This window comes from Muricaecibacterium torontonense, from assembly GCF_004793925.1.
GTDB classification, from domain to species: domain Bacteria; phylum Actinomycetota; class Coriobacteriia; order Coriobacteriales; family Atopobiaceae; genus Leptogranulimonas; species Leptogranulimonas caecicola.
Genome location: NZ_SRYE01000001.1, coordinates 262,728 through 287,067 on the forward strand (window position 1 = coordinate 262,728; position 24,340 = coordinate 287,067).

At 61.4% G+C, this 24,340-nt stretch carries 17 protein-coding genes and 3 tRNA genes; 14 read left to right on the forward strand and 6 right to left on the reverse strand.

Annotated elements, in window-relative coordinates:
- Positions 1-489: 489 nt before the first annotated feature.
- A complete protein-coding gene (locus E5334_RS01135) occupies positions 490-1,026 on the forward strand; it encodes a hypothetical protein (protein WP_136011769.1) in 537 nt (178 codons plus the stop codon).
- 67 nt (positions 1,027-1,093) lie between these two features.
- Here E5334_RS01135 and E5334_RS01140 read toward each other — a convergent pair.
- A tRNA-Gly gene (locus tag E5334_RS01140) sits at positions 1,094-1,168 on the reverse strand.
- Positions 1,169-1,463: 295 nt separating this feature from the next.
- On the opposite strand from E5334_RS01140, the gene E5334_RS01145 reads away from it, so the two are divergent.
- The 4 genes from E5334_RS01145 (at position 1,464) to E5334_RS01160 (ending at position 4,789) form a co-directional block, all read left to right on the forward strand.
- Positions 1,464-1,973 carry a hypothetical protein gene (locus tag E5334_RS01145; RefSeq protein WP_136011770.1) on the forward strand — a complete coding sequence of 170 codons (510 nt, stop codon included), beginning with the start codon at positions 1,464-1,466 and terminating at the stop codon, positions 1,971-1,973.
- Between the two features lie 207 nt (positions 1,974-2,180).
- On the forward strand, positions 2,181-3,455 hold the full coding sequence (locus tag E5334_RS01150; RefSeq protein ID WP_136011771.1) for an aminopeptidase: 1,275 nt from the start codon (positions 2,181-2,183) through the stop codon (positions 3,453-3,455).
- 23 nt (positions 3,456-3,478) lie between these two features.
- Positions 3,479-3,554, forward strand: a tRNA-Lys gene (locus E5334_RS01155).
- A 680-nt stretch (positions 3,555-4,234) separates the two neighbouring features.
- A complete protein-coding gene (locus E5334_RS01160) occupies positions 4,235-4,789 on the forward strand; it encodes a hypothetical protein (protein WP_136011772.1) in 555 nt (184 codons plus the stop codon).
- 123 nt (positions 4,790-4,912) lie between these two features.
- Here E5334_RS01160 and E5334_RS01165 read toward each other — a convergent pair whose 3' ends face one another.
- Positions 4,913-5,812 carry a hypothetical protein gene (locus E5334_RS01165; protein WP_136011773.1) on the reverse strand — a complete coding sequence of 300 codons (900 nt, stop codon included), beginning with the start codon at positions 5,810-5,812 and terminating at the stop codon, positions 4,913-4,915.
- A 148-nt stretch (positions 5,813-5,960) separates the two neighbouring features.
- On the opposite strand from E5334_RS01165, the gene purB reads away from it, so the two are divergent.
- The 9 genes from purB (at position 5,961) to E5334_RS01210 (ending at position 15,414) form a co-directional block, all read left to right on the forward strand.
- Positions 5,961-7,310: an adenylosuccinate lyase gene (gene purB, locus E5334_RS01170; protein WP_136011774.1), complete on the forward strand. Its 1,350-nt coding sequence runs from the start codon at positions 5,961-5,963 to the stop codon at positions 7,308-7,310.
- Positions 7,311-7,592: 282 nt separating this feature from the next.
- Positions 7,593-8,981, forward strand: coding sequence for a Sapep family Mn(2+)-dependent dipeptidase (locus E5334_RS01175; protein ID WP_136011775.1), 1,389 nt, complete (start codon positions 7,593-7,595; stop codon positions 8,979-8,981).
- 185 nt (positions 8,982-9,166) lie between these two features.
- Positions 9,167-9,448 (forward strand): TIGR03905 family TSCPD domain-containing protein, encoded by a 282-nt coding sequence (locus E5334_RS01180; RefSeq protein ID WP_136011776.1) that lies wholly within the window; start codon positions 9,167-9,169, stop codon positions 9,446-9,448.
- Positions 9,449-9,452: 4 nt separating this feature from the next.
- Positions 9,453-10,946: a Tat pathway signal protein gene (locus tag E5334_RS01185; RefSeq protein ID WP_136011777.1), complete on the forward strand. Its 1,494-nt coding sequence runs from the start codon at positions 9,453-9,455 to the stop codon at positions 10,944-10,946.
- 211 nt (positions 10,947-11,157) lie between these two features.
- Positions 11,158-11,874, forward strand: a complete 717-nt coding sequence (locus tag E5334_RS01190) for a response regulator transcription factor (protein WP_136011778.1) — start codon at positions 11,158-11,160, stop codon at positions 11,872-11,874.
- A 17-nt stretch (positions 11,875-11,891) separates the two neighbouring features.
- Positions 11,892-13,445 carry a sensor histidine kinase gene (locus tag E5334_RS01195; protein WP_136011779.1) on the forward strand — a complete coding sequence of 518 codons (1,554 nt, stop codon included), beginning with the start codon at positions 11,892-11,894 and terminating at the stop codon, positions 13,443-13,445.
- Positions 13,446-13,668: 223 nt separating this feature from the next.
- Complete coding sequence (locus tag E5334_RS01200) at positions 13,669-14,553, forward strand: phosphoribosylaminoimidazolesuccinocarboxamide synthase (RefSeq protein ID WP_275438870.1); 885 nt, start codon at positions 13,669-13,671, stop codon at positions 14,551-14,553.
- Positions 14,554-14,556: 3 nt separating this feature from the next.
- A complete protein-coding gene (locus E5334_RS01205) occupies positions 14,557-15,168 on the forward strand; it encodes a DUF418 domain-containing protein (protein WP_136011780.1) in 612 nt (203 codons plus the stop codon).
- A 170-nt stretch (positions 15,169-15,338) separates the two neighbouring features.
- A tRNA-Arg gene (locus E5334_RS01210) sits at positions 15,339-15,414 on the forward strand.
- Positions 15,415-15,889: 475 nt separating this feature from the next.
- Here E5334_RS01210 and E5334_RS01215 read toward each other — a convergent pair.
- The 4 genes from E5334_RS01215 to E5334_RS01230 all read right to left on the reverse strand — a co-directional run bounded on the left by E5334_RS01215 (position 15,890) and on the right by E5334_RS01230 (position 24,328).
- Positions 15,890-17,368, reverse strand: a complete 1,479-nt coding sequence (locus E5334_RS01215) for an ATP-binding cassette domain-containing protein (RefSeq protein WP_136011781.1) — start codon at positions 17,366-17,368, stop codon at positions 15,890-15,892.
- Between the two features lie 638 nt (positions 17,369-18,006).
- The gene (gene pknB / locus E5334_RS01220) at positions 18,007-19,989 is read right to left on the reverse strand and encodes a Stk1 family PASTA domain-containing Ser/Thr kinase (RefSeq protein WP_136011782.1); all 1,983 of its coding nucleotides are present in this window, start codon (positions 19,987-19,989) and stop codon (positions 18,007-18,009) included.
- 128 nt (positions 19,990-20,117) lie between these two features.
- Entirely contained in the window at positions 20,118-23,018 is a 2,901-nt protein-coding gene (locus tag E5334_RS01225; protein ID WP_136011783.1) for an FtsW/RodA/SpoVE family cell cycle protein, read from the reverse strand.
- Positions 23,015-24,328 carry a Stp1/IreP family PP2C-type Ser/Thr phosphatase gene (locus tag E5334_RS01230; protein WP_275438871.1) on the reverse strand — a complete coding sequence of 438 codons (1,314 nt, stop codon included), beginning with the start codon at positions 24,326-24,328 and terminating at the stop codon, positions 23,015-23,017. Before E5334_RS01230 ends, E5334_RS01225 begins: the two co-directional genes overlap by 4 nt.
- Positions 24,329-24,340: the final 12 nt, after the last annotated feature.

Sequence of the window (24,340 nt, forward strand, 5' to 3'; positions counted from 1 at the left end):
CACCCCGGCGAGCTGCTGTGCGGGCGCTTCGCACGCCCACCCCAGAACCCCGTCTCTTCCTGGTGGAGGAGGCGGGGTTTCTCGGCAGCGCGAGCTTTGGCGGTTGGCAATGAGCGGCAAGCCTTGCTCACAAGCCTTGCGAGCAACCATGCAGGGAGTGAGATGGGCGAGCAAGCAGGGTAAGTGGCAAGAGGTTTGACCAGACCAGTAAAGACCAGTAAATTTATATGAAACCAGTAAAGACCAGTAAAAAAATGAACTCGCACGCCTCTTTCAGTCAGCCGAAATCAATCTCTCGTTTTTTGGGTTTGGGCTTGAAGTCAAGGGTGCAGCTCCGATTACTGAGATTGAAACTGCCCTTCAAAAGATGCTGATTAGCCTCAAAAAAGAGGGAAGCGTCTGCTCATCAGCATTGACGAGGTTACCAATACCCCTCAGATGAGGGCCTTTGCCGCTGCATTCCAGATCTTTCTGCGCCAAGATCTACCCGTGTATCTTCTGATGACAGGGCTGTTTGAGAATATAAGTGCGCTTCAAAACGAGAAGAGTCTCACCTTCCTTTATCGCGCTCCCAAGATTCACCTAGGGCCGTTGAATATCGGAACCATTGCAGAGGATTATCGAGCGGTCCTTGGATTGAGTGGGCAAGAGAGCATGGATTTGGCGAGACTCACCAAAGGCTATTCCTTTGCATTCCAGGTGCTTGGCTACTTTACCTGGGAAAATAAGGGCGACACACAAAAGAGCCGGCAGCTTGCACGTCAATACCTTGATGAATATGCCTACGACAAGGTGTGGTCCGAGCTGTCTCGCAAAGACAAGTCCGTGCTTTATGGCATCGCCCAGGTGAAGTCTGGTCGAATTGCCGAGGTGCGTGAGATCTTAGGGATGAGCACTAATGAGTTCAATCCCTATCGGCAACGCCTCATACGTAAAGGCGTCATCTCAGGTGAAGAGTATGGTCACGTACGGCTGCTCCTGCCGTTTTTTGATGAGTATATCCTCGCGCATTACGAGCTCTTTTAGCCTTAGGGCGTCATAGGACGCAAAAAGGCGCCGCAGCAAATCTGGCTGCGGCGCCCATGCAATGCACTGGAGCGGGTGACGGGATTCGAACCCGCGGATACCAGCTTGGGAAGCTGGGGCCTTACCACTTGGCGACACCCGCAATGGCTCACTATTATAGCGGCTGAAAGCCTGCGGGTCTCGCACATTTCGGGGATTTCCCAAGAGGGCGGAGCTTGGATGCCGCGGGTTTCTCGGCCCATGGGGTGCGAGCCCAGCAAAGTTTTTTGAAAACAGGCGCACATGGAACGGGAATCTCGCGTTAGGCATCTAGGGGCAGAGGTCTGTCGCCCTGTTACCCCAAATTGTGAAAGAGTTGTAGGGCTGTTTAGGCAAACAAAATTGGGTAAGATGTGCGGGTGAATTGCGGGTGATGTCGTAAATAATGGAGGTCATCTGTGAGCGAAGAGCGTGTAAACCGCGATCTGGCCGAGGCCATCCGCGCCCTCCTGATGGAGAACCGTCAGGAAGACGGCACTTTTACCCTGGATCCCCGGATCACTCCCGAGGCATTGCTGTCGTTGCTCAAAGAGGCGCTGTTCGATGAGATGTGGTTCTACCCTGCGGCCGACCAGCTCATTTGGGACGTAGCCCGTCACGAGGGCTACATGATCCCTGCGTGCCCGGTGGCCTCCCGCGGCGACACCAAGGAGTTCCTCCAGGAGTACGGCGTGCGCAACGCTGACGAGTGGTACGCCCAGCGCGGCGTCTCTTTCCGCGAGATGCGCAGCTTTTATGCTGCCGCAGCCCTCATGGGCCGCAACACCAACTTCTGGCGAAAGACGCTCTTTTTGCCTCGCCTGGCTGCCACCAAGGCCTCGACCCTAGCCCCCTACTGTGTGCGACTCATCGACTTTTGTTTAGGGGACGATACCTCTGCTACCGATGAGACCCTGTTCCGCTGCTAGCACCGGTTGCCTTAACCGTTGGGACAGATGGGCTGCAGCTCGATCATGGCTGCAGGTGGCGAGGGCAAGGATTTCTCGGCAGCCTTAATTCGATGGTGATTTCTCCTGAGCTTAGGCGAGCGGCGTGGCTCTTGGCGAGGGCTGCTTGTAAGCTGGGAGTGGGCGGCGCGGCAGATGCGTCCCTAGAAAGAAGGAGGAAGCTTTACTATGGCTCGAGATCTTTCTGAAGAAGAGTTTCGCCTGCGCCTTGATGCGCTCAGGCCGCGCATGGAGCGCTATGCGCAGCTTCTGGTATGCACGGGCATCAATGTGCAGCCCGGCCAAGAGCTGGTGGTCACCGCTCCTGTGGAGGCCTATGAGTTCGTGCGGATGGTAGCCGCTGCGGGCTATGAGGCCGGCGCCGGCCATGTGACCTGCATCTGGACCGACGATGCCCTAAGCCGCCTTAACTATGAGAACGTCTCTCCCCAATGGTTTGACACCGTGCCCAACTGGATGCGCGCCCAGCGCGATGACTTGGCCGCTGAAGGCGCCGGCTTCCTCTGGCTCGACGGCGACGATCCCGACGGTTTGATGGGAATCGATCACTCCAAGGTCGCTGCTTGGTCTCGCGCAGTGAACACCCAGTGCACCCGCTGGCGCCACGGCTTGGACTTTGGTGAGAATGCCTGGTGCATCGGCGGCGTGCCCACGCAAAAGTGGGCTCAAAAAGTCTTTGGCGACCTATCTAGTCGCGAGGCCCTGCTGGCCCTTTGGGAAGCCGTCCTCGATGTCGCCCGCGTCACCGACGACCCCAAGAGCGCTTGGGAAACCCACAACGCCATGCTGGAGAAGAACAAGAAGGCCATGAACCGCCATCGCTTCAGCGGCTTGCGCTACAAGGCTTCCAACGGCACCGATCTCACTGTACGCCTCAACACCCAGGGCCTCTGGGATGGCGGCTCGGCTGCAACTCAGGACGGCGTGCGGTTCTTTCCCAACATCCCCACCGAGGAGGTCTTCACCACCCCCGACCGCCTAGGCACTCAGGGCGTCGTCCACTCTGCTTTGCCGCTGGTGCACAACGGCAGCGTGGTACGAGATTTCTGGCTGCGCTTCGAGGACGGCCAGGTGAAAGACTTTGGCGCCGCCGAAGGCGCTGAGGTCCTCGAGTCAATTCTTTCTACCGATAAGGGCGCTCGCTACCTGGGAGAGTGTGCGCTGATCTCCAAGAACACTCCGATCCGCGAGAGCGGGTTGCTCTTCTACAACACGCTCTACGACGAGAACGCTTCCTGCCACCTGGCGCTGGGCATGGGCTTTCCCGAGTGCTACGAGGGCGGCTTTGACATGACCGCCGACGAGCTTTCGGCTGCCGGAGTGAACCAGAGCGCCCAACACGTGGACTTTATGATTGGCACCGATGACCTCGATATTTGGGGTATCACTGCTCAAGGAGAAGAAATACCTGTGTTTGTGCATGGTCAATGGGCCTGGGAGTGAGGTAAACTATTGGCTTGTGCATTGGGCCTTTAGCTCAGCTGGCAGAGCAGGGGACTTTTAATCCCAAGGTCGTGGGTTCGAACCCCACAGGGCCCACCATGAAATACCAGGTCATCGGCTTATCGCCGGTGGCCTTTTTCTTTTGGACACCAAATGGTCGGAAAATTGGTCGGAAAAAGAACATCAAATGGTCGGCAATGCGGGTCAATATGTGGGCCAAATCTGTATGGATGTAAACGCACAGGGGAGAGGATTGTGTTTGGGTGGCTCTTCAGATAGACAAGAGTCTCGTTCCCTCTAAAAATAAGCTACAATAGCTACATTTTATGATGAAGCTAATGTAGCATAAATCTCGAGGGGACCGGAACCTATCCTTCGCGGCTCCGCCAGCTGCCGACTCGCAAGTCTGCACGCTCGCATTCCATGCTCCACGATCTGGCCGTGACGTCTGTGGCACACTTGCAACTACAAATTTATATGCAACACGTTACGCACAACAACGTCCTGTTATGCATCCACAAAAGTACATAGCGTCTCATCCAGGACAGTAAGCAGGGACAGACAGGGCACCATACATATGCGTAACAGCAGCTAGTTATATCTGATATGGTCACCATATCAACCTCAGTGACATCGCGCTCGTGCCGTGCTCACTGCCACAGTCGAATCGTCGCTCTTGCCCATGATATGCGCGCGTAACACATATTATCATCAACGATATGAACCCGGGTGCCCAGTGTTACAATAGCCTGGTACCTTCGTGCCGGCAGGAGTAGTTCATGGCCACCCTTAAAGAGCTCGCAGAGCGTTGCAATGTCTCAAAGATGACAGTGATCCGCACCATCGATAGCCTGGGGCTTCGTGGCGAGCACGTGGTTAAAAAGGGCGAGCGCGGCATGCTGGATATCGATGATTACGCTGCCTCTCTCATCGCAGACACGCTGCTCAAACGTGCGGAGCCCCAACCCACTCCAGCAGAGGTAGAGGTCAAGGCACAAGAAGAACAGGCTCATGCGCAGCTAGAGGCCACGGCGGCTATCTATCGCTCTTGGATTGAGGAGTCCAAAAAGTCCTATGAGGCGCAGATCGTCGCCCTCAAAGAGCAATTGGATGTCAAAGACGCTCAAATAGCCCAGCTCACGGCCTTGTTGGAGTCTCAGCAGGCAACGCTGGACAAGGAGAGGGAGACCTCCCGCGAGGCTTCGGAGGCTCTGCGCGATGCCTTGGTGCGTGCGAATAATGCAGCAGCCTTGGTGGGCAGGCTTAAATCGGCGTCGCTTATGCAGCGCATATTTGGCTTCAAGGGGCTTTTGCCTGCACCTTCAGAGGGCTAGTAGGCCGGCAGCAACTACAAGCTGATGATCTCTGTAACAACTGAAGTAGATTGTCTGAGGGAGGCTGTGGTAACTATAGCGGCTGCGATGTCCTTAGTAGAGCGGCTGCGATATCCTGAGCGGCTATTTATCAATAGTCCCTAGCCCCACGCCGGCGACAATGCCCAAGATGGCGTTGTAGAGCACCTGGATGCTTGAGATGCGAAAGCTGGAGAAGGTGAGTGTGGGCAGGTTATAGAGCGATAGGATCTCGCCAAAAGTCACCACTAGGCCGCCAACAAAGAAGACCAAAGCTCCGTAAAGCAGCACGTAGGGGAGATAGCGGGGAGAGTTAAAGCTGGTGTAGCCCCAGGCCAAGGTACTCACGATGGCAGCTATGCTGAAGATCATCAAAGGCGAGGCCACGGACTGGGAGACCAAGGTGATGACAGGCCCCATAACCAAGGTATGGGAGTCTGCATTGATGATGGCAAAGGCCAACTGGATTGAGGCTCCTATCCATCCGGTAAGCCCTAGGCCCCAAAGCCAGTGGGTGCGGCGAGGGGTGGGGTCGGGTTTCTCGGCTTTGGCAGAAGCAGAAACTGGCAGGCTAAGGCCCAAGAGGCTGCCCAGGACGACGATGATCCAATCGCCGCGCTGGGCGATGTCGGTGGCAGCCGTTTGGAGTACAGCGGTGTTGTCGCTGGTGGGAAGCGAGATGATGCCCAAGAGGGGGAAGGTCAAAAAGAAGATGATGCCCGCGGTGGAGATGACGGCGAGGGTGTAGCGCACTTTGCGGCTCAGGGTGATGTTGCGCATGATCACGATGACAAGCACTGCGGTGCAGGGGATGCAATAGGCCAGGCACATGGAGGCGCAGGCCACCCAGGGTTCAGAGACTTCATGGAGCGGGGAGACAAGGGCTGTGATGAGGATAATGAGACTCAGAATCACCAGAGCGCAAAAGCCAATGCCGGCGCTCAAGATAGGGCGACGGGGGAGGGGCTCCAATGTGTAGTCGCTGGGGTGGTGCTGTGTGGCCATGGATGCTCCTCTCGTGAGGTCAGGATACATCATAGGCGCATGAATCGTTAAAAAGCCGGGCATCTGGGCTGCGCACTTTTTAAAACCTGAGAGCTTTGTAAAATAAAGAGCATGACTGCAGGGGATGAGTTTGAGAGAGGACGCATCAATGATCGATCGCTACACCCGTCCGGAGATGGGTTATATCTTCTCGCTGGAAAACAAGTACGCCATCTGGCAGGAGATCGAGGTGTTGGCCTGCGAGGCTCACGCGCTGCTGGGCGCTACCGACATCACTCCAGAAGAGGCGGCTTACATCCGCGAACATGCTGGCTTTGACGTAGACGAGGTAGACGCTATCGAAGCGGTGACAAACCACGACGTCATCGCATTCCTCACCAATATGGGCGAGCACATCGACGCACACATCCCCGAGGGCGAGCCCAAACCCAGCCGCCATGTGCACTATGGCATGACCAGCTCGGATCTGGGCGACACGGCACTCTGCTTCCAGCTGGTGCAAGCCACAGACATCCTCATCGACGACGTGCGCCGCTTAGGCGAGATCTGCCGCCGTCGGGCGCTGGAGGAGCGCGACACTTTGTGCGTGGGCCGCACCCACGGCATTCATGCCGAGCCCATGACCTTTGGCATGAAGTTCGCCAGCTGGGCCTTCGAGCTCAAGCGCGACCTGGAGCGTCTGGAAGACGCCCGGGCAAACGTGGCGGTGGGAGCCATCTCCGGCGCGGTGGGCACCTACTCATCCATCGATCCCCGCGTCGAGGCCTATGTGTGCGAAAAGCTGGGCCTTGTGGCCGACCCGCTGTCCACCCAGGTCATCAGCCGCGATCATCATGCCTACCTGGCCGGCGTCCTGGCCTGTGTGGCCGCCACCTGCGAGCGCATCGCCACCGAGATCCGCAACCTCCAGCGCACGGACACCCTCGAGGTAGAGGAGCCTTTCCGCGCCGGCCAAAAGGGGTCGAGCGCCATGCCTCACAAGCGTAACCCCATCACCGTTGAGAAGGTCTGCGGCTTGGCGCGCGTGGTCAAGGCCAACGCCCAGGTCTCCTTTGACAACGTGGCCCTCTGGCACGAGCGCGACATCTCACACTCCTCGGCCGAGCGCGTGGCTTTGGCCGACTCCTTCATCGCCTTGGACCACATGCTCGCCTGCCTCATTCGCATCGTGGACGGCCTGGTGCTCTACCCGGCTCAGATGATGGCCAACCTCAACAAGACCCGCGGCCTCATCTACTCCTCCAAGGTGCTTCTGGCCCTGGTCGACACCGGTATGAGCCGCGAGGATGCCTACAAGGTGGTGCAGGAAAACGCCATGGCCACCTGGCGCGAGATCCAGCAGGGCGAGCTCGGCGCCACCTTCGAAGAGAAGCTCATTGCCGACCCCCGCTGCCCCCTCACCCAAGGCCAGCTGGACGCCATCTTCGATCCCCGCAGCTTCTTGGGCCGTGTGGACAGCGTCTTTGACCGAGTCGAGGCCCTCTCCTTCGAGGGCTAGCTTCTCTGGCCTCATCCCCTAGGATCCCTGGTCGCGCAGTATCTTTCCTTGCCGAGAAACCCGTGCATCCTTCCTTGGCGCTCGCCGGTGGGAAGGAAGGGTTTCTCGGCAGCAAGTTTTGGAGGCGTCGCGCGAATAGAGGGACTCTTGTGGGGCACAAAACCACGGATATGAATAAGGGTTGCGGGGTGCCTCCGGGCGCATGTTGCGGTCTGCGCGCGCTGCGTGTTGTGAGCAGGCGCATAAGGCACACCTGAGCAACAGGATGAAAGGGAGACGACCATGGCGATTCCTGAGGATGTGGCGCGCTATATCGACGAGGTGTGGCCGCAGGTGCTCGACGATATTGCGGCGCTGGTAGCCGTGGATTCGGTGGAGGATTTAGGGGCGGCGGCGCCGGGGAGTCCCTTTGGGCCTGGGCCTCGGCAGGCGTTGGACGTGGCGCTGGGCATCGCGTCGCGCCTAGGGCTGGAATCCCATGATCTGGACGGCTACATCGGCTATGCCGATCTTCCAGGCGCCTCCGACGAGGTGCTGGCCACTATCGCCCATGTGGACGTGGTGCCGGCGGGCCCCGGTTGGGCCGGTGATCCCTTTAAGATGGAGCGCCGCGACGGCTATCTCATGGGCCGCGGCGTCATCGACGACAAAGGGCCCTTCGTGCTGTCTCTCTGGGCGGCCGAGTATTTTAAGCGTCGCGGCCTCAAGCTGCCGCGCACCCTGCGCTGCATCGTGGGCGTCAATGAAGAGACCGAGATGGCAGATGTGCCCACCTACCTGGAGCGCATGGGCGAGCCTTGGTTCTTGTTCACCCCTGACGCCGAGTTTCCTGTGGGCTGCGGCGAGAAGGGCGTCTTTGTGACCGAGTTCACCTCGGGTCCCATCGCCGGCGGCACGCTGGTGTCTCTGGAGGCCGGCACGGTGCACAACGCCATCCCTGGCGAGGCCCGCGCAGTGGTGCGCAAGGCGCCCGAGGACTGCCCGGAGTTTCCAGGCATTACCCTGAGGGCCCTGGAAGACGGCGCCACTCAGGTGCTGGCTCAGGGTGTGGGCGGCCATGCGTCCATTCCCGCCGGCACGGTGAACGCGCTGGGCGTGCTGGCCTCCTATCTGCTGGCCAACCAGCTCTACGACCAGGCCGAGCAGGGCGCCTTCCTGGGCTTCTTGCAGTCCCTTATGAACACCAGCGGCGCCGCGCTGGGGCTGGCCGCCACCGACGAGCGCTTCGACCCCCTCACTCTGGTGTGCGGCGTGGCTAAGACTCACGACCAGCGCTTCACCCTGAGCGTGGATGTGCGCTTCCCGCCCTCTGTCACCTCCGAGCACATTCATTCGCAGCTCTTCGCTGCCGCCGAGCGCGCCGGTCTGGCTACCGCCAAACCCCACGTCAAAGAGCCCTTCTACCTGGATCCCACATCGCCCGAGATCGAGGCTCTGCTGGCCGCTTACTCCAAGGTCACCGGGACCCCTGCCAAAGCCTTCACCATGGGCGGGGGCACCTATGCCCGCAAGTTCGCCCACGGCGTCTCTTTTGGCCCCGAGGAGGACGACCCCAACAAGCCTGAGTGGGCCGGCTCCATGCACGGCCCCAACGAGGCCGTGTCTGAGGCCTCCCTCAAGCGTGCTTTGGCCATCTACATCGATGCCATCGGCCGCCTGATGAATCTCTAGCTGCGGCGGCGCCAGCGGGGATGTCGCCCAATTGGAGCGCGGGTTCAGCGTGGGGCGGCTCTAAATACCTACTAGACACTAGGTATTTGTAGGCTTAGTGGTCGCCTCGCGCAGACACCGTGGACGTCACCTGAAAAACCCCTTCTCGTCGTATACTCTCTAGGACGAAAAGGGGTTTTATCTGTATGTTCGCCTATGACTTCAAGCCCCGCGGCGTCTGCGCCCGGGCTATTCATATTTCGCTTTCTGATGACGGTTCCACCATCGAGTCTGTGGCTTTCGACGGAGGTTGCAACGGCAATCTCAAAGCCGTTTCCAGGCTCGTAGCCGGTCAACCTGCCGAGAAGATCGCAGCCCTCCTCGCCGGCAACACTTGTGGCCGTCGGGCCACCTCCTGCGCAGATCAGCTGGCGGCTGCCCTGCGCCAAGGCCAAGAGCAGGCAGCGGCTGCTGCCATGGAGGCTTAAGTCCATGGCTTTTCGCCAATCTCAGGGCACGCCCCGCACGCAGGGCCGTCAGGTCGCCAGTCGGCCTCGCGCCTCCCAAGCGCGGCGCTCCACGCCCAGGGCCCCTCACACAACTTCATCTTCTAAGACCTTCCATCCGTCTTCTCAAACGCGCCCTGCGGCAGCGCCGCGATCTGCTGGCCAGCGGCAGCAGGGCCCTCAGCGTGCAGGGGCGGCGCAGGGACAGTCTTCCAAGCCGCTGGGGCCGTCTTTCTCGGCACGTCCTTCTGGCGCGCCCGCTCCCGGCTCCTTTGACCGTCGCACGCTCGTCAAAGGCGCGCTGGGGCTGGGCGGGCTGGCTGCGGCTGGGTCGGTAGTGAGCTCCATACAGGGTTGCGCCAAAGACGCGGCCTCCCAAGACCTGGTGGCTCCGGCCCAGGTGGATGAGAAAGACGCCGTCCAGGTGATGGACGACTACTCCTATGTGGAGGGCGCGCCCAACCTTGCCGAGGTGGGTCGCTGGCAAGTGGCGCTGGGCACGGTGCTCTACCCTTCGGAGGGCAACTGGATCGCGGCGACGCTCACGGGAGACACGCCCTATCCGCCGGTCTCGGCAGGAGCGTTTTCAGTGGCAGCCGGCAGCCTTGCCACCGTGGTAGACAAGCCGCTCTCTGGCGGCGCCAATTTCGTGATTTATGAGGCCAGGTGCTCGGACTCCGTCTATGCCTGGGTCGAGTTGGACGTGGTGAGCGGCGACTGGCGCCTCTACGGCAGCGCCTTTTCCAACGGCGCGCTCACCGGCAACGCCTTGGAGCTCTATTCCGGCGACAAAGATTGGGACCCGCCTCAGCTGGTGTGCAGCGGCAACCAGGTCATCTGGTATGTGATGCCGGTGGCCGGCGGCGCCAAGACCTCGCAGGATTCCACCTGCTACCTCTGGAAGGCCGGCCAGTCCAAAGGCGAGGCAAAAATCGTGTCCCACGGCCGCTTCGCCTGTGCTCCCACGGTGTCCGAGGGTCAGCTGGTCTGCGTGCCTCGCGACGATCGCGACGGCGCGGTCCACTACGCCATCCACAGCTACAGCCTGAGCGATGACTTGGCTTCCGCCAAAGACGATCTGGTGCTGCCCCAGTCCATCAGGCCGTTTTCCGCGGTGCTTTTGGGTGGGCGCCTGGCCTTCCAGATCGAGGCCAACTACCAGTCCGGCGGTCTTTTGGGCAAGATGGGCACCTATGTCGCCCAGGACGACGGCAGCTATGTCGCCATCTCTCGCGAGCCCTCGGCGCCTCCGGCAGGCACGGCCAATACTTTCATCGTCAAGAACCGCGCCTCCTACGTGGTGGCAGATCTGGCCAATGCCACCTATGGCACCCTGGCAGCCGAGGACCGCTCCGTAGACTATGGTGAGTATCCGGCCCGCATAGGCACCTGCCAAGACTTCGTCACCTTTGCCACGGTGAAAGACCCCTCCACCTCCTACCCTTCGGCAGTAGTGGTGCGAGCCTTCAAGGTCTCCTAGCCCACCAGCGGGCTTCAGCCCTGTAAGCGGGGGTTTCTCGGCAGTCAGGTCGCCTGGGGGTTCCTTACAAATAGGGGACACATAGGTTGCGAAACCGTTAGGCGCCCGCTGGAATGAACTTAGGGCCATGTGGGGTAAACTAGGGATGTTCAGATATGTGGAGAGGTCCGCTCGGGGCGTTTCCCTTACTTTTGAGAACGGGGAGGCTGTCATGGCTTCAGATGCTAAACGTATCCTGTTGGTAGAAGACGAGAAGGTCATTCGCGACGCTGTGCAGGCCTATCTTGAGCGCGAGGGCTACTGGGTGCGCTCGGTGGGCGACGGGCAATCGGCCGTCGAGGAGTTCGAGAAGCACACCTTTGACCTCATCATCCTCGACCTCATGCTGCCCAAGCTCTCCGGCGAGCGCGTGTGCCGCGCCATTCGCGACACCTCCGACGTGCCCATCATCATGCTCACCGCCAAGGGCGAGGTAGAAGACCGCATCATCGGCTTGGAGCTGGGCGCAGACGACTACCTTATCAAGCCCTTCTCTCCCCGCGAGCTGGTGGCCCGCGTGCGCGCCCTTTTGCGCCGCGCCCGCATGGAGCCGGAGCCTCAGGTAGAGGTGCTGGACTTTGGCGATCTGGTCATCGACATCTCCGGCCACAAGGTCATGGTGGAGGGCAAAGAGGTGGACCTCACCGCTTCCGAGTTCAAGCTGCTCACCACCTTGGCCCGCTATCCCGGCCGCGTCTACACCCGCATGGAGCTGGTAGAAAAGGTGCTGGGCTACGACTTCGAGGGCTATGAGCGCACCATCGACTCCCACGTAAAGAACCTACGCGCCAAGCTGGGCGACGACCCTCGCAATCCCAAGTGGCTCTACACGGTGCATGGTGTGGGCTACCGCTTTGAGGCTCCCGAGAAGCCCGCGGATCACGCCTAGGATTTGGACCTTAGCCAGTGACGCCACCGGTTGCACGGGACTCCAACTACACAACTCAAGAGACTGAGCAGCCCCACCGTTCCCCTCTCGCATCGGAGGAGGGGAGCGAGGGCGCTGCTTGGTCCACCTCTCGAGCGCACAACGGCTCTACCCAGTCGTTTTCTTCCAAGCTCATCCTGGCCTTCGCTCTCACTGCGGTGATGACCGCAGCCCTGTTGGTGGTAGTGCTGTCCGTGGTGTGGGAAGGCCAGTTCCAAAGCTACACCCGCGAGAACATGAAGCGCACCGCAGACAACACGGCGCTGCTGTTGGGCCGCACCTATGAGGAGGTCGGCGGATGGGGCCAGGAGACCCTGGATACCGCTCAGGCGGCCAGCTCCCAGGTCTCTGACGTGGGCATTCAGCTGGTGAGCTCCAAGGGCATCATCCTCTATGACGACACCTGGCCTGCCGGCGGCAACTTTGGCGACGGTGAGGTGGAGCCTTCGGTGTCGTTGGCGCCTGCTCAGGCAGGCTCGGTGGTGAGCGCCCCGGTGATGGCCAATGGCAGCCAGGTGGGCACCGTGCGCGTCTGGGCTTTGGGCTCAGACGCCCTGCTCACCAAGAGCGACACCGTGTTTCGCAAGAATTCCTACGGCGCCATCGTGGCCGCTGCCTGCGCAGCCATCCCGCTGGCATGCATCATGGGCGTGTTCATCTCGCGCTCGCTCACCCGCCCCATCAAGCGCATCTCCAACACCGCCAAAGCCATCTCCAACGGAGACCTCACCGCGCGCACCGGCGTCACCGGCGACGATGACTTGGGCCAGCTGGGCGAGACTTTCGACGACATGGCCAACACCATGGAGCGCGACTTCAAGATGGAGCATCGCCTCACCTCCGATGTGGCCCATGAGCTGCGCACGCCCCTTATGGCCATGCTGGTAAACGTCGAGGCCATGCAAGACGGCGTGCTGCCTGCAGACGACGAGCACCTGGGCCTGGTGGCCAGCGAGGTGCGTCGCCTGTCGCGCCTGGTAGACGCCATGCTGCGCCTGTCGCGCATCGAGAACGGCACCACGGCAGTGAAGCTCGAGCCCACCGATGTGGGTCAGCTGGTCCACGGTCTGGTGGAGAGCCAGGAAGGCCTCTTCAAAGACCAGGACCTCACCCTTACCTACGAGCAGCGCGCCTCTTCCCAAGAGCTCACTATCGCTGCCGACCCCGACATGCTCAAGCAGGCCGTTATCAATCTTATGAGCAATGCCATGCGCTACACACCCGAGGGCGGCCACGTCTTTGTACAGGTGGGCCGCGAGGGCCAAGACATCACCATCTCGGTAGCAGACACCGGCATCGGCATTGCCGAGGAGGACCTGTCCCGCGTATTCTCGCGTTTCTGGCGCTCGGATGCCAGCCGCGAGCGCGTCTCGGGCGGCCTGGGCGTGGGACTGTCGCTGGTAAAGGAGATCGTGTCCAAGCACAACGGCTACATCGAGGTGAAGTCCGAGCTGGGACGCGGTTCCGTCTTCACCGTCCACCTGCCTGCAGAGCAGCCCCGCAACAGCCGCACTCGCTCCTCCAAAGAGTAAGGACGCTTGGGCTCCAGCCACGGGGACCCAAGGGCCCGCCACTAGAGTGCCGGCCCTGAGGGTTGTGGGTTTCTCGGCAACAGAAATGCTTGGGGAACCTTCCAAAATGCGCGGGCGTCCGTTGGCCTATGATTGAGCTTTGGGGTCAGAGGGACCTTAGGGGCGCTCGTGGGCGTCGAGCCCGCGCGCCGGTTTGTGCCAAGACATGATTAGGGGGAGAGCTATGGGGGCTATGGAGAGGCGACCGGATTCTTCGGGTAAGGTGCGCGACATTTACGACTGCGGGGACACGCTGCTTATGGTAGCCAGCGACCGCGTAAGTGCCTTCGACTTCATCTTGCCCGACGAGATCCCTTCCAAGGGCGAGGTGCTCACCCGGGTGTCGGCCTTTTGGTTTGACAAGTTCAAGGACATCGTTCCAAATCATATGGTGAGCCTCCAGGTGGAAGATTTCCCGGAGGAGTACGCGCCCTACGCAGATTACCTGGCAGGACGCGCCATGTTGGTGAAGAAGGCCCAGCCGCTGCCCATCGAGTGCATCGTGCGCGGCTACCTCACCGGCTCGGGCAAGAAGACCTACGACGAAGACGGCACCGTATGCGGCATCTCTCTGCCAGAGGGCCTCACTGAGGCCTCCAAGCTTCCCGAGCCGTTGTTCACCCCGTCCACCAAAGCGGCCATCGGCGACCATGATGAGAATATTTCTTATGAACGCTGCGTAGAGATTGTGGGCGAAGACATCGCCTCCCAACTGCGGGATTTATCGCTTAAGCTCTATAAGGCCGCGGCAGACTATGCAGCCACGCAAGGCATCATCATCGCTGACACCAAATTCGAGTTTGGCCTTATCGACGGTGAGGTGGTGCTCATCGACGAGGCACTTACGCCGGACTCCAGCCGCTTCTGGCCTCAAGAGGGTTATCAAGAAGGCCAGGTGCAGCCCAGCTATGACAAGCAGTTTGTGCGCGACTGGCTCAAGGCCAACTGGGACATGCAGGGTGAGCCCCCTCATCTGCCTGCCCAGATCATCGAAGGCACTTCGAAACGCTACAAAGAAGCGTTTGAAAAGATTACGGGCGACGCTTTTGTCCCCATGAAGGAGCAGTAATACATGTCCATCCGCAATCCCAACAACGAGCGCTCGGTCAAGCAGCGCACCGAGAGCGTCTCCGGCATGGCGCGCAAGAGTTCCTCCAGCGCCAAGCCCGTGCGTGCTGCTGCCGGCAGTGTGACTCAGGGCTCGGGGAAGAGCAGCTCCAAGTCTGCGAACCGCGCTGGCGGCGCCCCTCTCTCCAAGGAGGAGCGCAAGGAGCAAAAGCGCATCGAGCGAGACGCCCGCGACCGCGCCACCGTGGTGAGCAACATCCTGCTGCGCCAAAACCCCGCCTACAACAAGGTGCGCCGCGTGTGGTGGGTTGGCCTGGGCGCGGGTCTCGCCCTCACTGCCGTCTCCTGGCTGGCCATGTTCATCTTCCCCGGCGCCTCCCAAGATATCACTTCGCCTATGGGCATGTTGGCCATGGTCTGCCTCATTCTGGCTTACGTGTGCATCATCGGCTCGTTCATCTTCGATTGGGTGAAGGTGCGCCCCATCCGCCGCGACACCGACGCTACGGTAGCCGGTCTCTCCGCAAAGCGCATGCAGGCCATCATCGACGAGGACTACAAGCGCGAGGAAGCCAAGCGCCTGGCCAAAGCCGAGCGCAAGAAGGGCTCCAAATAGCACGTCTGGCCCCGCGCGTCCGCCATGTGTGAGCGCTGCACCAGGACCGCATGCCCACCTTCTTGCCGAGAAACCCTTGGCAGACGTCCCTTGCTGGGATGTTCGAGCGAGCAGGGACGCCTGAGCGGGGGTGCCTTAACCAGCCGGATGCGCTAAAATAGTCCAACCATGCGTCTGTAGCTCAGGGGATAGAGCACCGCTCTCCTAAAGCGGGTGTCGACGGTTCGAATCCGCCCAGGCGCACCACGAATTGATTGCAGCCCAGAGCCCGCGTGGGGTTCTGGGCTGTTTGCGTATAGGCAGGTGGGGTCTCGCCTGCGGTGACTGACAGTTTTTTGGCGAGGTTGTTTTTGAGGGTGAGAGTACGGGTGCTCGAGGGGCTGCCTTAAAGGTCTGGCGCCTCCCTAGGGCCCCATGGCTCTTAGGGTCTAGCACCTTCCTATGGACCCATGGCTTTAGGGTCTAGCTCCCTCAGAAAACCTTCTTCAATAGCTACACCACAGCGTTGCTAAGATAGTGGCATTTATATCTATACTTTTACTTTAGCTACCATGCTATGTAGCTAAAGTAAATTCTTTTCTGAGGCGCATTTACCCTTTATTGGCCCTCCTCTACCGCCTGTGGACTATCCCTTCTATCTCGTAGAAACCACTTTCATTACCCCAGTCACTCAGCCTCATTCCTCCAATAGCGATCGCGTTCACAGCACGCCACCTATCGCTCACGCTTTCACCCTCACGGCTCCACCCTCAACTCGCCATCGCATTTCGCAGCAAGCGTCCAAGAATGCGTAATCGTGGCTTACAGCAAGCAGTGCGCCAGGGAAGTCGGCCAGTGCGCGCTCCAGCGCTTCTACCGAATGCAAATCTAGATGATTTGTTGGCTCATCTAGCACCAGTAGCTGCGGCTTCTCAAGCACGCCCAATGCGATTATCAACTTGCGGGCCTCGCCGGGACTCAACGATCCCCCTTCCAAAATGCGCTCCGGCTCAGAATTAAGTTGTGCCACCACCGAGAGCACTTGCCCGCGTTCGGCTGCACTCAGCTCGGCTAAGCGCTCCAGCAGCTTCCGAATACCCTCTTCATCCACCTCCTGAGGCACATAAAGCACTCGCACATCCTGGGGTGCCTGTGTCAGAAGCCATCTCACCAACGTGCTCTTCCCCGAGCCATTCGGTCCCACCATGCCCACATGGTCGCGATGTCCTACGTACAGGTCAGGCACCGCCAGCTCATCCTCGCCGCACGCAATAGACGTCGCTCCACAACGAAGCAACACTGGGCGCGGATGCACCTCCATCTCCACCCAAAGGTTGCCGTCGTAGCGCTTACTCACCTGAGCTGCAGCTTTGCGCTCCTGAGCCCTCTTCAGCCGAGCGTCCATCGCACTGGACCGCCGCCCGGCAGCCCCGTCCTGCCCCGAGACAATCGCCAGCCCAATGCGCGCCCGCCCATCGTGATCCTTGGGGTCCAGCCCGCGTTTGGAGCGTTTCGACGCCGCGGCAGCTGCCTGGTGGGAGCGTCGGAGTTTCTCGGCAGCAAGACGATTCAGCTCCCGAGTGGCCGACTGCCGCTCATGCGCCGCACTGCGCCGCTCTAGCTCCATCTGTGCCCTCACCACCGAGTAGTTTCCCGGTCGCAGGATTACGCGACCCTGCTCGAAGCAAGCGCATCGGTTGCCGAGAAGACCCAGCAACTGGCGGTCGTGGCTCACCAGGATACCCGTGCCCTTGAATTGTTGAAGCACTTCCAGCAGCTGTCGGCGTGCCTGGTGGTCGATGTGGTTGGTGGGCTCGTCGAGGATGAGGGCGTCGGGTTGTTGCCAAAGCGCGACGGCTACCTGGAGCTTCTTTTGTTCGCCGCAGGAAAGCTGGGCGAAGCGCCAAGGCATGTCGTCTTGAAGGGCCAGGCGTGAGCGGAGGCTCCGGGCGAGGGGGTCGTAGGCGCAGGCGAAATCGAGGAGGGCCTCTGGTGCCTGCTGGGGATCCTGAGGGCACCAGGCCACATAATCCAAGCGCTGAATGGTGCCCTGCTGCGGCTCCAGCAGCCCTGCGGCGAGCTTTGCCAGCGTGGTTTTGCCGCAGCCGTTGTCGCCTAAGAGGCAGGTCCAGCCGATGGCGAAGGTGAGAGATAGATTGTGAATGAGGGGCTTGGTGGCGCGGGGATAGGCAAACGTCACGTCAGATAAAACGATAGGCATAAATCTAGACTCCTTGGAACTGCCTGACTCATGCGAAAAATGGGTCACGAGCTGGCAGTATCTATGGTGGATACCTGAGGATGTCTAGAAGATGCGCAAGATGCACTCTGCCTTTCTGTGGGTCCGATGGCGCCGCCACACGCGCTGCAGAGAGGATGGAAGAGGTTCTGCTCGGCCCAGCGAAGTCAGAGTAACACGAGAGAGGGCGAAGGGCGATCCAAGAGCGGCAGGTTTGCACTTGAAGTGAGGAAGTCGTAAGTGCATGTGGGGCGAAGGGGACCTCGAGATTGGAGGGCAGGGGAGGATGCAAAAGCGGCTTGGAGAACAAGGGGGATAAAGGGGATGTGCGCCCTCTAAAAACAAGCTACGTTAGTTACATTGTAATGAGACAAAGATAGAAAAACTGCGATAGCTACATACAGTGTAACTATCGCAGTGGTATTTCTGAGGCATTGAGACCCTAGTTCTGGAGGCCTGCGAAACTCTAGTTCTGGAGGCCTGCGAAACCCTAGTTCTGGAGGCCGCGCCATTTTACAGGCCTGTGCCCCCTGGTGGAGTAGTCCCAACCTGTGGGGCCAGTGTCCGCAGGTTCAGCAGACCCCTCTGGGTTTGAGGACCGCCGTGCAGCCAGCGCTAGGCTAATCCTCGCTGTTCGTTCCGTCGGCACCTCCGTTGTTGCCAGCGTTGCCAGGGCTAGTCGGTTGTTGGGAGGAGGTGTCGGGGCCGGCGGACACAATGATGGTCACTGTGGTGCCGGTGGGCTGCGAGCCAGAGGGCGAGTGGCTAATGACCTGGCCTTTAGCCACACTGGTGCTTGCTTGCCAGCGGGTGTTGTAGCGCAGGCCGGCGTTTTCCAGGGTGCTCTGGGCCTCCTCGAAGTTCAAGCCATCCACGTTGGGCACATCCACAGACTTGCGGCCGGTGGAGATGGTGAGCGAGATGGTGGTGCCGGTGGGCTGGTTGCCAGAAGGCGTGTAGCTGATGACGGAGCCGGCAGGCACAGTGTCGCTGGCGGTGCTGTTGCCTACAGAGACGTTGAAGCCTGCGTTCTCCAGCGTGGAGGTGGCGCTTTCCTGGGTGTACCCGGTGACGTCGGGGACGCTCTTGGATTCGGCGCCCTTGGAGAGGTTGTAGGTCACCGTGTCACCCTCTTTGGCGCTGGTGCCGGCAGCGGGGCTCTGGCGGGCTACGTGGCCGGCTTCGATGGAGCTGTCGGACACGGAGTCTCCGGCTTTGCCCACAAGACCCAGCTTGGTGAGGGCTTCCTCTGCCTGGTCGGGGGTCATGTTGGAGAGGTCGGGCACCGTCACTTCTTGGGCGGGACGCTTGCCCTTGGAGACGGTGAGGTTGATACGCGTCCCCTTGGGGCGCATGGAGCCGCTCTCAGGGTCCTGGGCCATGACGGTGCCTTCGGCGGCGTTGTCGTCGTAGGACTCGGAGATGGTGCCCACCTGGAAGAAGTCAGAGTCTTTGATGGCCTTGGTGGCGTCATCCTGACTCATGGTGATGTAGTTGGGCACGCTGCGATCACCGGCTTGCTGCCCAAAGAGGAACCAGAGGGCCACGCCTAGGACGGCGATGGCGGCGATCACCCCTAGGATGATGCCCACACGTTTGCCTTTCGAGGGGCCCTCGTCGTCCACAGGGGCCACGTTGCGGCCCATGGAGGCCTGTATGCGGGTGTCGCCGGACTTGGAGTCGGAAGCCACCCGGTTCATCTGCTGGGTGCCCTGGCCGCCTTTGTTGAGGCGTGTGGTGGCTGCCGCAGGCAGCATGGTGGTGGCGTTGTTGGAGATGGCTACCACGCGGCCGGCAAGGTAGTCGGTGAGGGCGCGGCGCAGCTCGTCCGCCGTCTGGAAGCGCTGGGCGGGATCTTTCATGAGGCACTTGAGGATGATGGCCTCAAGCTGGGGGTCCACGTTGGGGCTCACCTGGGAGGGCGGCACAGGCTGCTCGTTGACCTGCTTCAAGGCCACAGAGATGGCGTCGTCGCCGTCGAAGGGCACCTTGCCGCAGGCAGCCTCGTACATGACGATGCCCAGGCTGTAGATGTCGGAGGTGGGGCCTAAGGGCTGACCCTTGGTTTGCTCGGGAGAGACGTAGTGAGCGGTGCCAAGGACGGAGTTGTCGGCGGTAAGGTGGCTGTTCTTTGCTCGGGCGATGCCAAAGTCCATGACTTTGATGTTGCCGTCCGGCTGCACCATGATGTTTTGAGGCTTGATGTCACGGTGGATGATGTCGTGCTTGTGGGCCACCGAGAGCGCCTGGCAAATCTGGGAGCCGATCTGGGCCACCTTGCGGGAGTCCAAGGCGCCGTGGGTGCGGATGCCGCTCTTGAGGTCGGTGCCGCGCAGGTACTCCATGATGATGTAGTAGGTGTCGCCGTCCTTGCCCCAGTCGAAGATGCCCACGATGTAGGGACTCTGAAGCGCGGCGGCCGCCTGGGCCTCCTGCTTGAAGCGGGCGGCGAAGGAGGGGTCGGCCGCGTACTGCGGCAACATGGTTTTGATGGCGACTGTGCGCCCCAGTACCTCGTCAGTGCCGCGGTACACCGTGGCCATTCCGCCGATGCCAATCTTGCCTTGGACCCGGTAGCGTCCGCCGAGGACCCTCTCTGGCATATCCCTCTCCTATCTGTGCGCGTGCCTTAAGGGATGGGCACGTTTGTGCAGCGATCTGTGGTGTGCGATGCCTCGTGGTGAATAGTTCTACATTTGAAGTGCGTCTATAGTGCAGGTGCGGCCATCTCTTACCCCTCCGCCTGAACTTGCAGGGAAGCGGCGATGATGCGCGAGGCCAGCCTGGTGGCGACCCCTCGCACGTTGTCGCCGTTGCCCTCCACGCAGATGGAGACGGCAACGGTGGGTTTATCCGCAGGGGCAAACCCTATGAAGAGGGAGTTGGCCGAGGATCCGGTCTCTGCCGTGCCGGTCTTGCCGGCGACTTCTACGCCGGGGACCGAGGCGGCAGAACCGCTTCCGTCGTCAACTACCTCAAGCATAGCTTCCTTCACTTGGGTTGCGGTCTCAGAAGAGATGGCTTGACCCAAAGATTTAGGGGTGGTGGCTGAGATCTTTGTGCCCTCGGGAGAAAGCACCGAATCCACCACATAGGGATTCATCACTACGCCGCCGTTGGCAATGGCCGCTGCGATAACGGCATTCTGCATGACAGTGGTCTGGGGGCCGATGGGGCCTTGGTGCTCGCCTACCGGCTGGCCGCAGGCGGCCCAGGCAGTCTCCCATTCGGTCATGTCGGCTGGGTTGGCCATAACCGAGGGGGTGCAGGCAAAGTCCAGGCCGATGGTGCCGTTGTAGCCATAGGCCCTGGCGGCATCCACCAGGGCTTGGGCGCCCAGCTTGACGCCCAGCTGGCCAAAGACCACGTTGGAGGAGACCGCGAAGGCCTTCCTCAGGCTGATGGTGCCGTACTCGCGGTTGCCGTCGTTGGTCACCGCGGCGCCGCCGATGTCCATGGAGGCCGGGGCGTCCCACTGGCTGTCCAGCGTGGCAAGCTTGGAGTTCAGGGCTGCAGACAGCGTCACGGCCTTGAAGGTGGAGCCCGGCGCGTAGAGCGACTGGGTGGTGCGGTCCACCAGGGCGCCTTCCCCGCTTTGGCCGGAAATGACCGAGGAGAGATCGTCGTAGCTATAGGTGGGCGAACTTGCCTTGGCCAACACTGCGCCCGTGGAGGGATCGAGCACCACGATGGCGCCGGTGTAGCCCTGGAGGGCCTCGTCGGCGGCCTTTTGGATCTTGGAGTTCAAGGTGAGCACCACGGTGTCGCCGGGCTGCTCCTTGCCCGAGAGGGCGTTTAAGGCGCTGCGCCAGCTGGTGTAGTCGGCATGGCCGGTGAGCGAGGTGTTCATGGACTGCTCGATGCCGGTGGCGCCGTATTGGGTGGAGATGTAGCCCACCGTATGGATGGCGAGGTTCCCGGCAGGATGGCTGCGCACGTAGGTGCCGTCTGCCTGTTGGAGCGACTCGGCCAGAGTCACGCCGTCGGAAGTGATGATGGCGCCGCGCTGCACCTTGGAGGAGCGGGCGATGGTGTGGTTGTTGATGGGCAGGTTCTGGTAGTCGGAAGCCTTGATCACCTGGATGAAGGTGAGGTTGGCGATGAGCAGCGCAAACAGGACGGTGAAGAAGGTCACCAGGGCAGTGAGGCGCGAGGAGAGGGCCACGCGCCCCAGCACGCCGGACTCCGGGGTCTCCATGCCGCGGGAAATGCGTGCATAAGGACTGTTTTTAAGGGCCTCGAAGCTCTGGGAGGTGCCGTGGGCGTGGAGCGCCGGGGTGATCTCGGCGCCGGTGGTGCCCGAGCCGCTCACCAGCACGGAGTGGCCGGTGCCTTGGTCGCCGCAGCGAAGCAGCAGGCCCACGGCGATGAAGCTCGCCAAAAGCGAGGAGCCGCCTTGGCTCATGAAGGGCAGCGTGACGCCTGTGAGCGGCAAGAACTTGGTGACGCCGCCCACAATGAGGAAGGCTTGGAAGCAGATGGAGGTGGTGAGGCCTGCCGCAGTGAAGGCTGCCATGTCAGACTTGGCGCGGGCCGCGGTGGCAAAGCCGCGCACCGCAAAGAGCATGAAGAGCAGCAGCACGGCGCTGGCGCCCAAAAGGCCCATCTCCTCGCCTATGGCCGAGAAGATGAAGTCTGAGGCCACCACCGGGATGAGCTCGGGCATGCCCTTGCCCACGCCGGCGCCGAAGAGGCCGCCGTCGGCCAGGGAGTAGAGGGACTGCACGATTTGCAGGCCGCCGCCCTGGGCGTCTGCAAAGGGGTCAAGCCAGATGTCAAAGCGCGTGCGCACGTGGCCAAAGAGGAAGTAGCAGGCCACCGCCGCCAGGGCCAAAAGCGCCACCGACACCACCACATAGCTCACGCGGCCCGTGGACACGTAGAGCATCACCACAAAGATGGTGTAGAAGAGCAGGGCGCTGCCCAGGTCGCGCTCGAAGACCACGATGAGCAAGGTGAGCCCCAGCATGAGCAGGATGGGCAGCAGCATGCGGGGCGCCGGCAGGGTGAGGGGGCCGTACTTGCGGCTGGAAGCCGAGAGCAGCTCGCGATTGGCCGCCAGATAGCTGGCCAAAAAGAGCACGATGGCGATCTTTGCCAGCTCGCCGGGCTGGAAGGAGAAGGGGCCGATCTGCAGCCACAGCTTGGAGCCGTAGTGGGCCACGCCAAAGACCATGGGCAGCAGAATAAGCACCACGCCGGCGATGCCGATGGTGTACTTGTAGTCGGCCAAGGCATCGAGGTTCTTTACCAAAAACAGGGTGGCCACCATGGCGGCTACCGAGACGAACAGCCACATGACCTGGGACATGGCCGAGTTTGGGGCCAGCCGGGTCACAAAGGTGATGCCTATGCCGGAGAGCACGAACACGATGGGCAGGATCGCCGGGTCTGCGCCGGGGGCCAAGAAGCGCACCGCCACATGGGCCGCCGCAAAGGCGGCGAAGAGGCCCAGAGGCACCGAGACGGTCTCCAGCGACAGGGCGGTGCCCGTGTCGATGACGTACATGGCATAGATGAGCAGCACCGGCACTGCGCCTGCGATGAGCAGCAGCAGCTCGGTGGTGCGGCGATTGGCTCCCCGCTCCAAGGGGTCGGGCGAGGTCGCAGTGGCGTAGGGGTTCAGGTTCATGCGGCACCGCCTTCCTGAGGCGCAGCGCCGCCTTCAGAGGCGGCTGCATCGGGAGCAGGGGATTCCGCTGCAGCAGAGGCGCCATCGCTGGCAGCGGTGGCTGCGTCCTTGTCGGCAGCAGAAGCGTCCCCGGAGCTCTTGAGGGTGTCGGCAGTCTCGGCGGCCTTGCGGGCGGCCTCCTCGATCTGCTCGCGGTAGGCGCTCACAGTGGCGTTGGCGGCATCCAGGTTGTCCATGGTGATGCCGGAGGCCAGCTGGGTTTGGACGGCCTCGGGAAGCTGGGAGGCCTCGACGCTGGTAGTCTCTTGGAGATGGGAGAGGGGGAAGCCTAAGAAGTCTCCCTCGACGCCCTGGTAGATGGCCACATGGCCCTCTGAGGTGGAGAGGTAGTAGCTGCGGTTCACGATGAGGGAGCCCACCAGCCACACCACGGCCAAGATGGCGACGAAGCCGGCCAGCCAGCCCAAGACGGCGTTGCGGCGCTTGCGGGAGCGGGCCGCCTCCTTGCCGTCGTTCAAGATGTCCACCACGATGACGGTGACGTTGTCGTGGCCGCCGGCGATGAGGGCGGCAGAGACAAGGGCGTCGGCACAGGTCTGAGGGCTGGCGCTGGTGACGCAGATGTCCTCGATCTCGGAGTCGGGCACCATGGAGGAGAGGCCGTCGGAGCACAGCAGCACGCGCTCGCCGCTCTCTACGTCCAAGGTGAAGTGGTCTGCATACATGTCGGGGTCAGAGCCCAGGGCGCGGGTGATCACCGAGCGCGACGGGTGCACGCGGGCCTCGTCGGGGGTGATCTTGCCGGAGTCCACCAGCTCCTCCACAAAGGAGTGGTCGTGGGTCACGCGCACCAGGGTGCCTTTGTGCAGCAGGTAAAGGCGGGAGTCGCCCACATGGGCGACGGCCATCTTGTCGCCTTCGATGATGCAGGCGGTGGCGGTGCAGCCCATGCCCTCGCGGCCGCGGCCCTGCTCGGGGGCGCTTATCACGTCTCTGTTGGCCGCTTCGATGGCGGCGCCCAGCCCGGCGGAGTCTGCGTGGGCGGGCGCCTCCTGGGCGATGGCATGGATGGCGATAGAGCTGGCTACCTCGCCCGCGGCATGGCCTCCCATGCCGTCTGACACCGCAAAGAGCGGCGGGCGGCACAGATAGGAGTCTTCATTGTGATCGCGGATAAGCCCCACGTCGGTGCGAGAGCCCCAGGCCAAAAAGTGGTTGGACCCGCTCTCGGAGTCAGATCCCGGCCTGCTCGACAAGTCGAGCATGGGGCGCAGGGGCGCGGTGGCTTGGCGCACCAGCTTGGACGCCAAAGAATGCTCCTC

What these genes read in the sequence shown, in the direction of transcription:
- E5334_RS01200 (WP_275438870.1), top strand. Translation starts at nt 13,669, where the DNA reads ATGGGGGCTATGGAGAGGCGACCGGATTCTTCGGGTAAGGTGCGCGAC.
- E5334_RS01165 (WP_136011773.1), bottom strand. Translation starts at nt 5,812, where the DNA reads ATGGCCACACAGCACCACCCCAGCGACTACACATTGGAGCCCCTCCCC.
- pknB (WP_136011782.1), bottom strand. Translation starts at nt 19,989, where the DNA reads ATGCCAGAGAGGGTCCTCGGCGGACGCTACCGGGTCCAAGGCAAGATT.
- E5334_RS01180 (WP_136011776.1), top strand. Translation starts at nt 9,167, where the DNA reads ATGTTCGCCTATGACTTCAAGCCCCGCGGCGTCTGCGCCCGGGCTATT.
- E5334_RS01205 (WP_136011780.1), top strand. Translation starts at nt 14,557, where the DNA reads ATGTCCATCCGCAATCCCAACAACGAGCGCTCGGTCAAGCAGCGCACC.
- E5334_RS01160 (WP_136011772.1), top strand. Translation starts at nt 4,235, where the DNA reads ATGGCCACCCTTAAAGAGCTCGCAGAGCGTTGCAATGTCTCAAAGATG.
- E5334_RS01225 (WP_136011783.1), bottom strand. Translation starts at nt 23,018, where the DNA reads ATGAACCTGAACCCCTACGCCACTGCGACCTCGCCCGACCCCTTGGAG.
- E5334_RS01190 (WP_136011778.1), top strand. Translation starts at nt 11,158, where the DNA reads ATGGCTTCAGATGCTAAACGTATCCTGTTGGTAGAAGACGAGAAGGTC.
- E5334_RS01185 (WP_136011777.1), top strand. Translation starts at nt 9,453, where the DNA reads ATGGCTTTTCGCCAATCTCAGGGCACGCCCCGCACGCAGGGCCGTCAG.
- E5334_RS01175 (WP_136011775.1), top strand. Translation starts at nt 7,593, where the DNA reads ATGGCGATTCCTGAGGATGTGGCGCGCTATATCGACGAGGTGTGGCCG.
- purB (WP_136011774.1), top strand. Translation starts at nt 5,961, where the DNA reads ATGATCGATCGCTACACCCGTCCGGAGATGGGTTATATCTTCTCGCTG.
- E5334_RS01215 (WP_136011781.1), bottom strand. Translation starts at nt 17,368, where the DNA reads ATGCCTATCGTTTTATCTGACGTGACGTTTGCCTATCCCCGCGCCACC.
- E5334_RS01150 (WP_136011771.1), top strand. Translation starts at nt 2,181, where the DNA reads ATGGCTCGAGATCTTTCTGAAGAAGAGTTTCGCCTGCGCCTTGATGCG.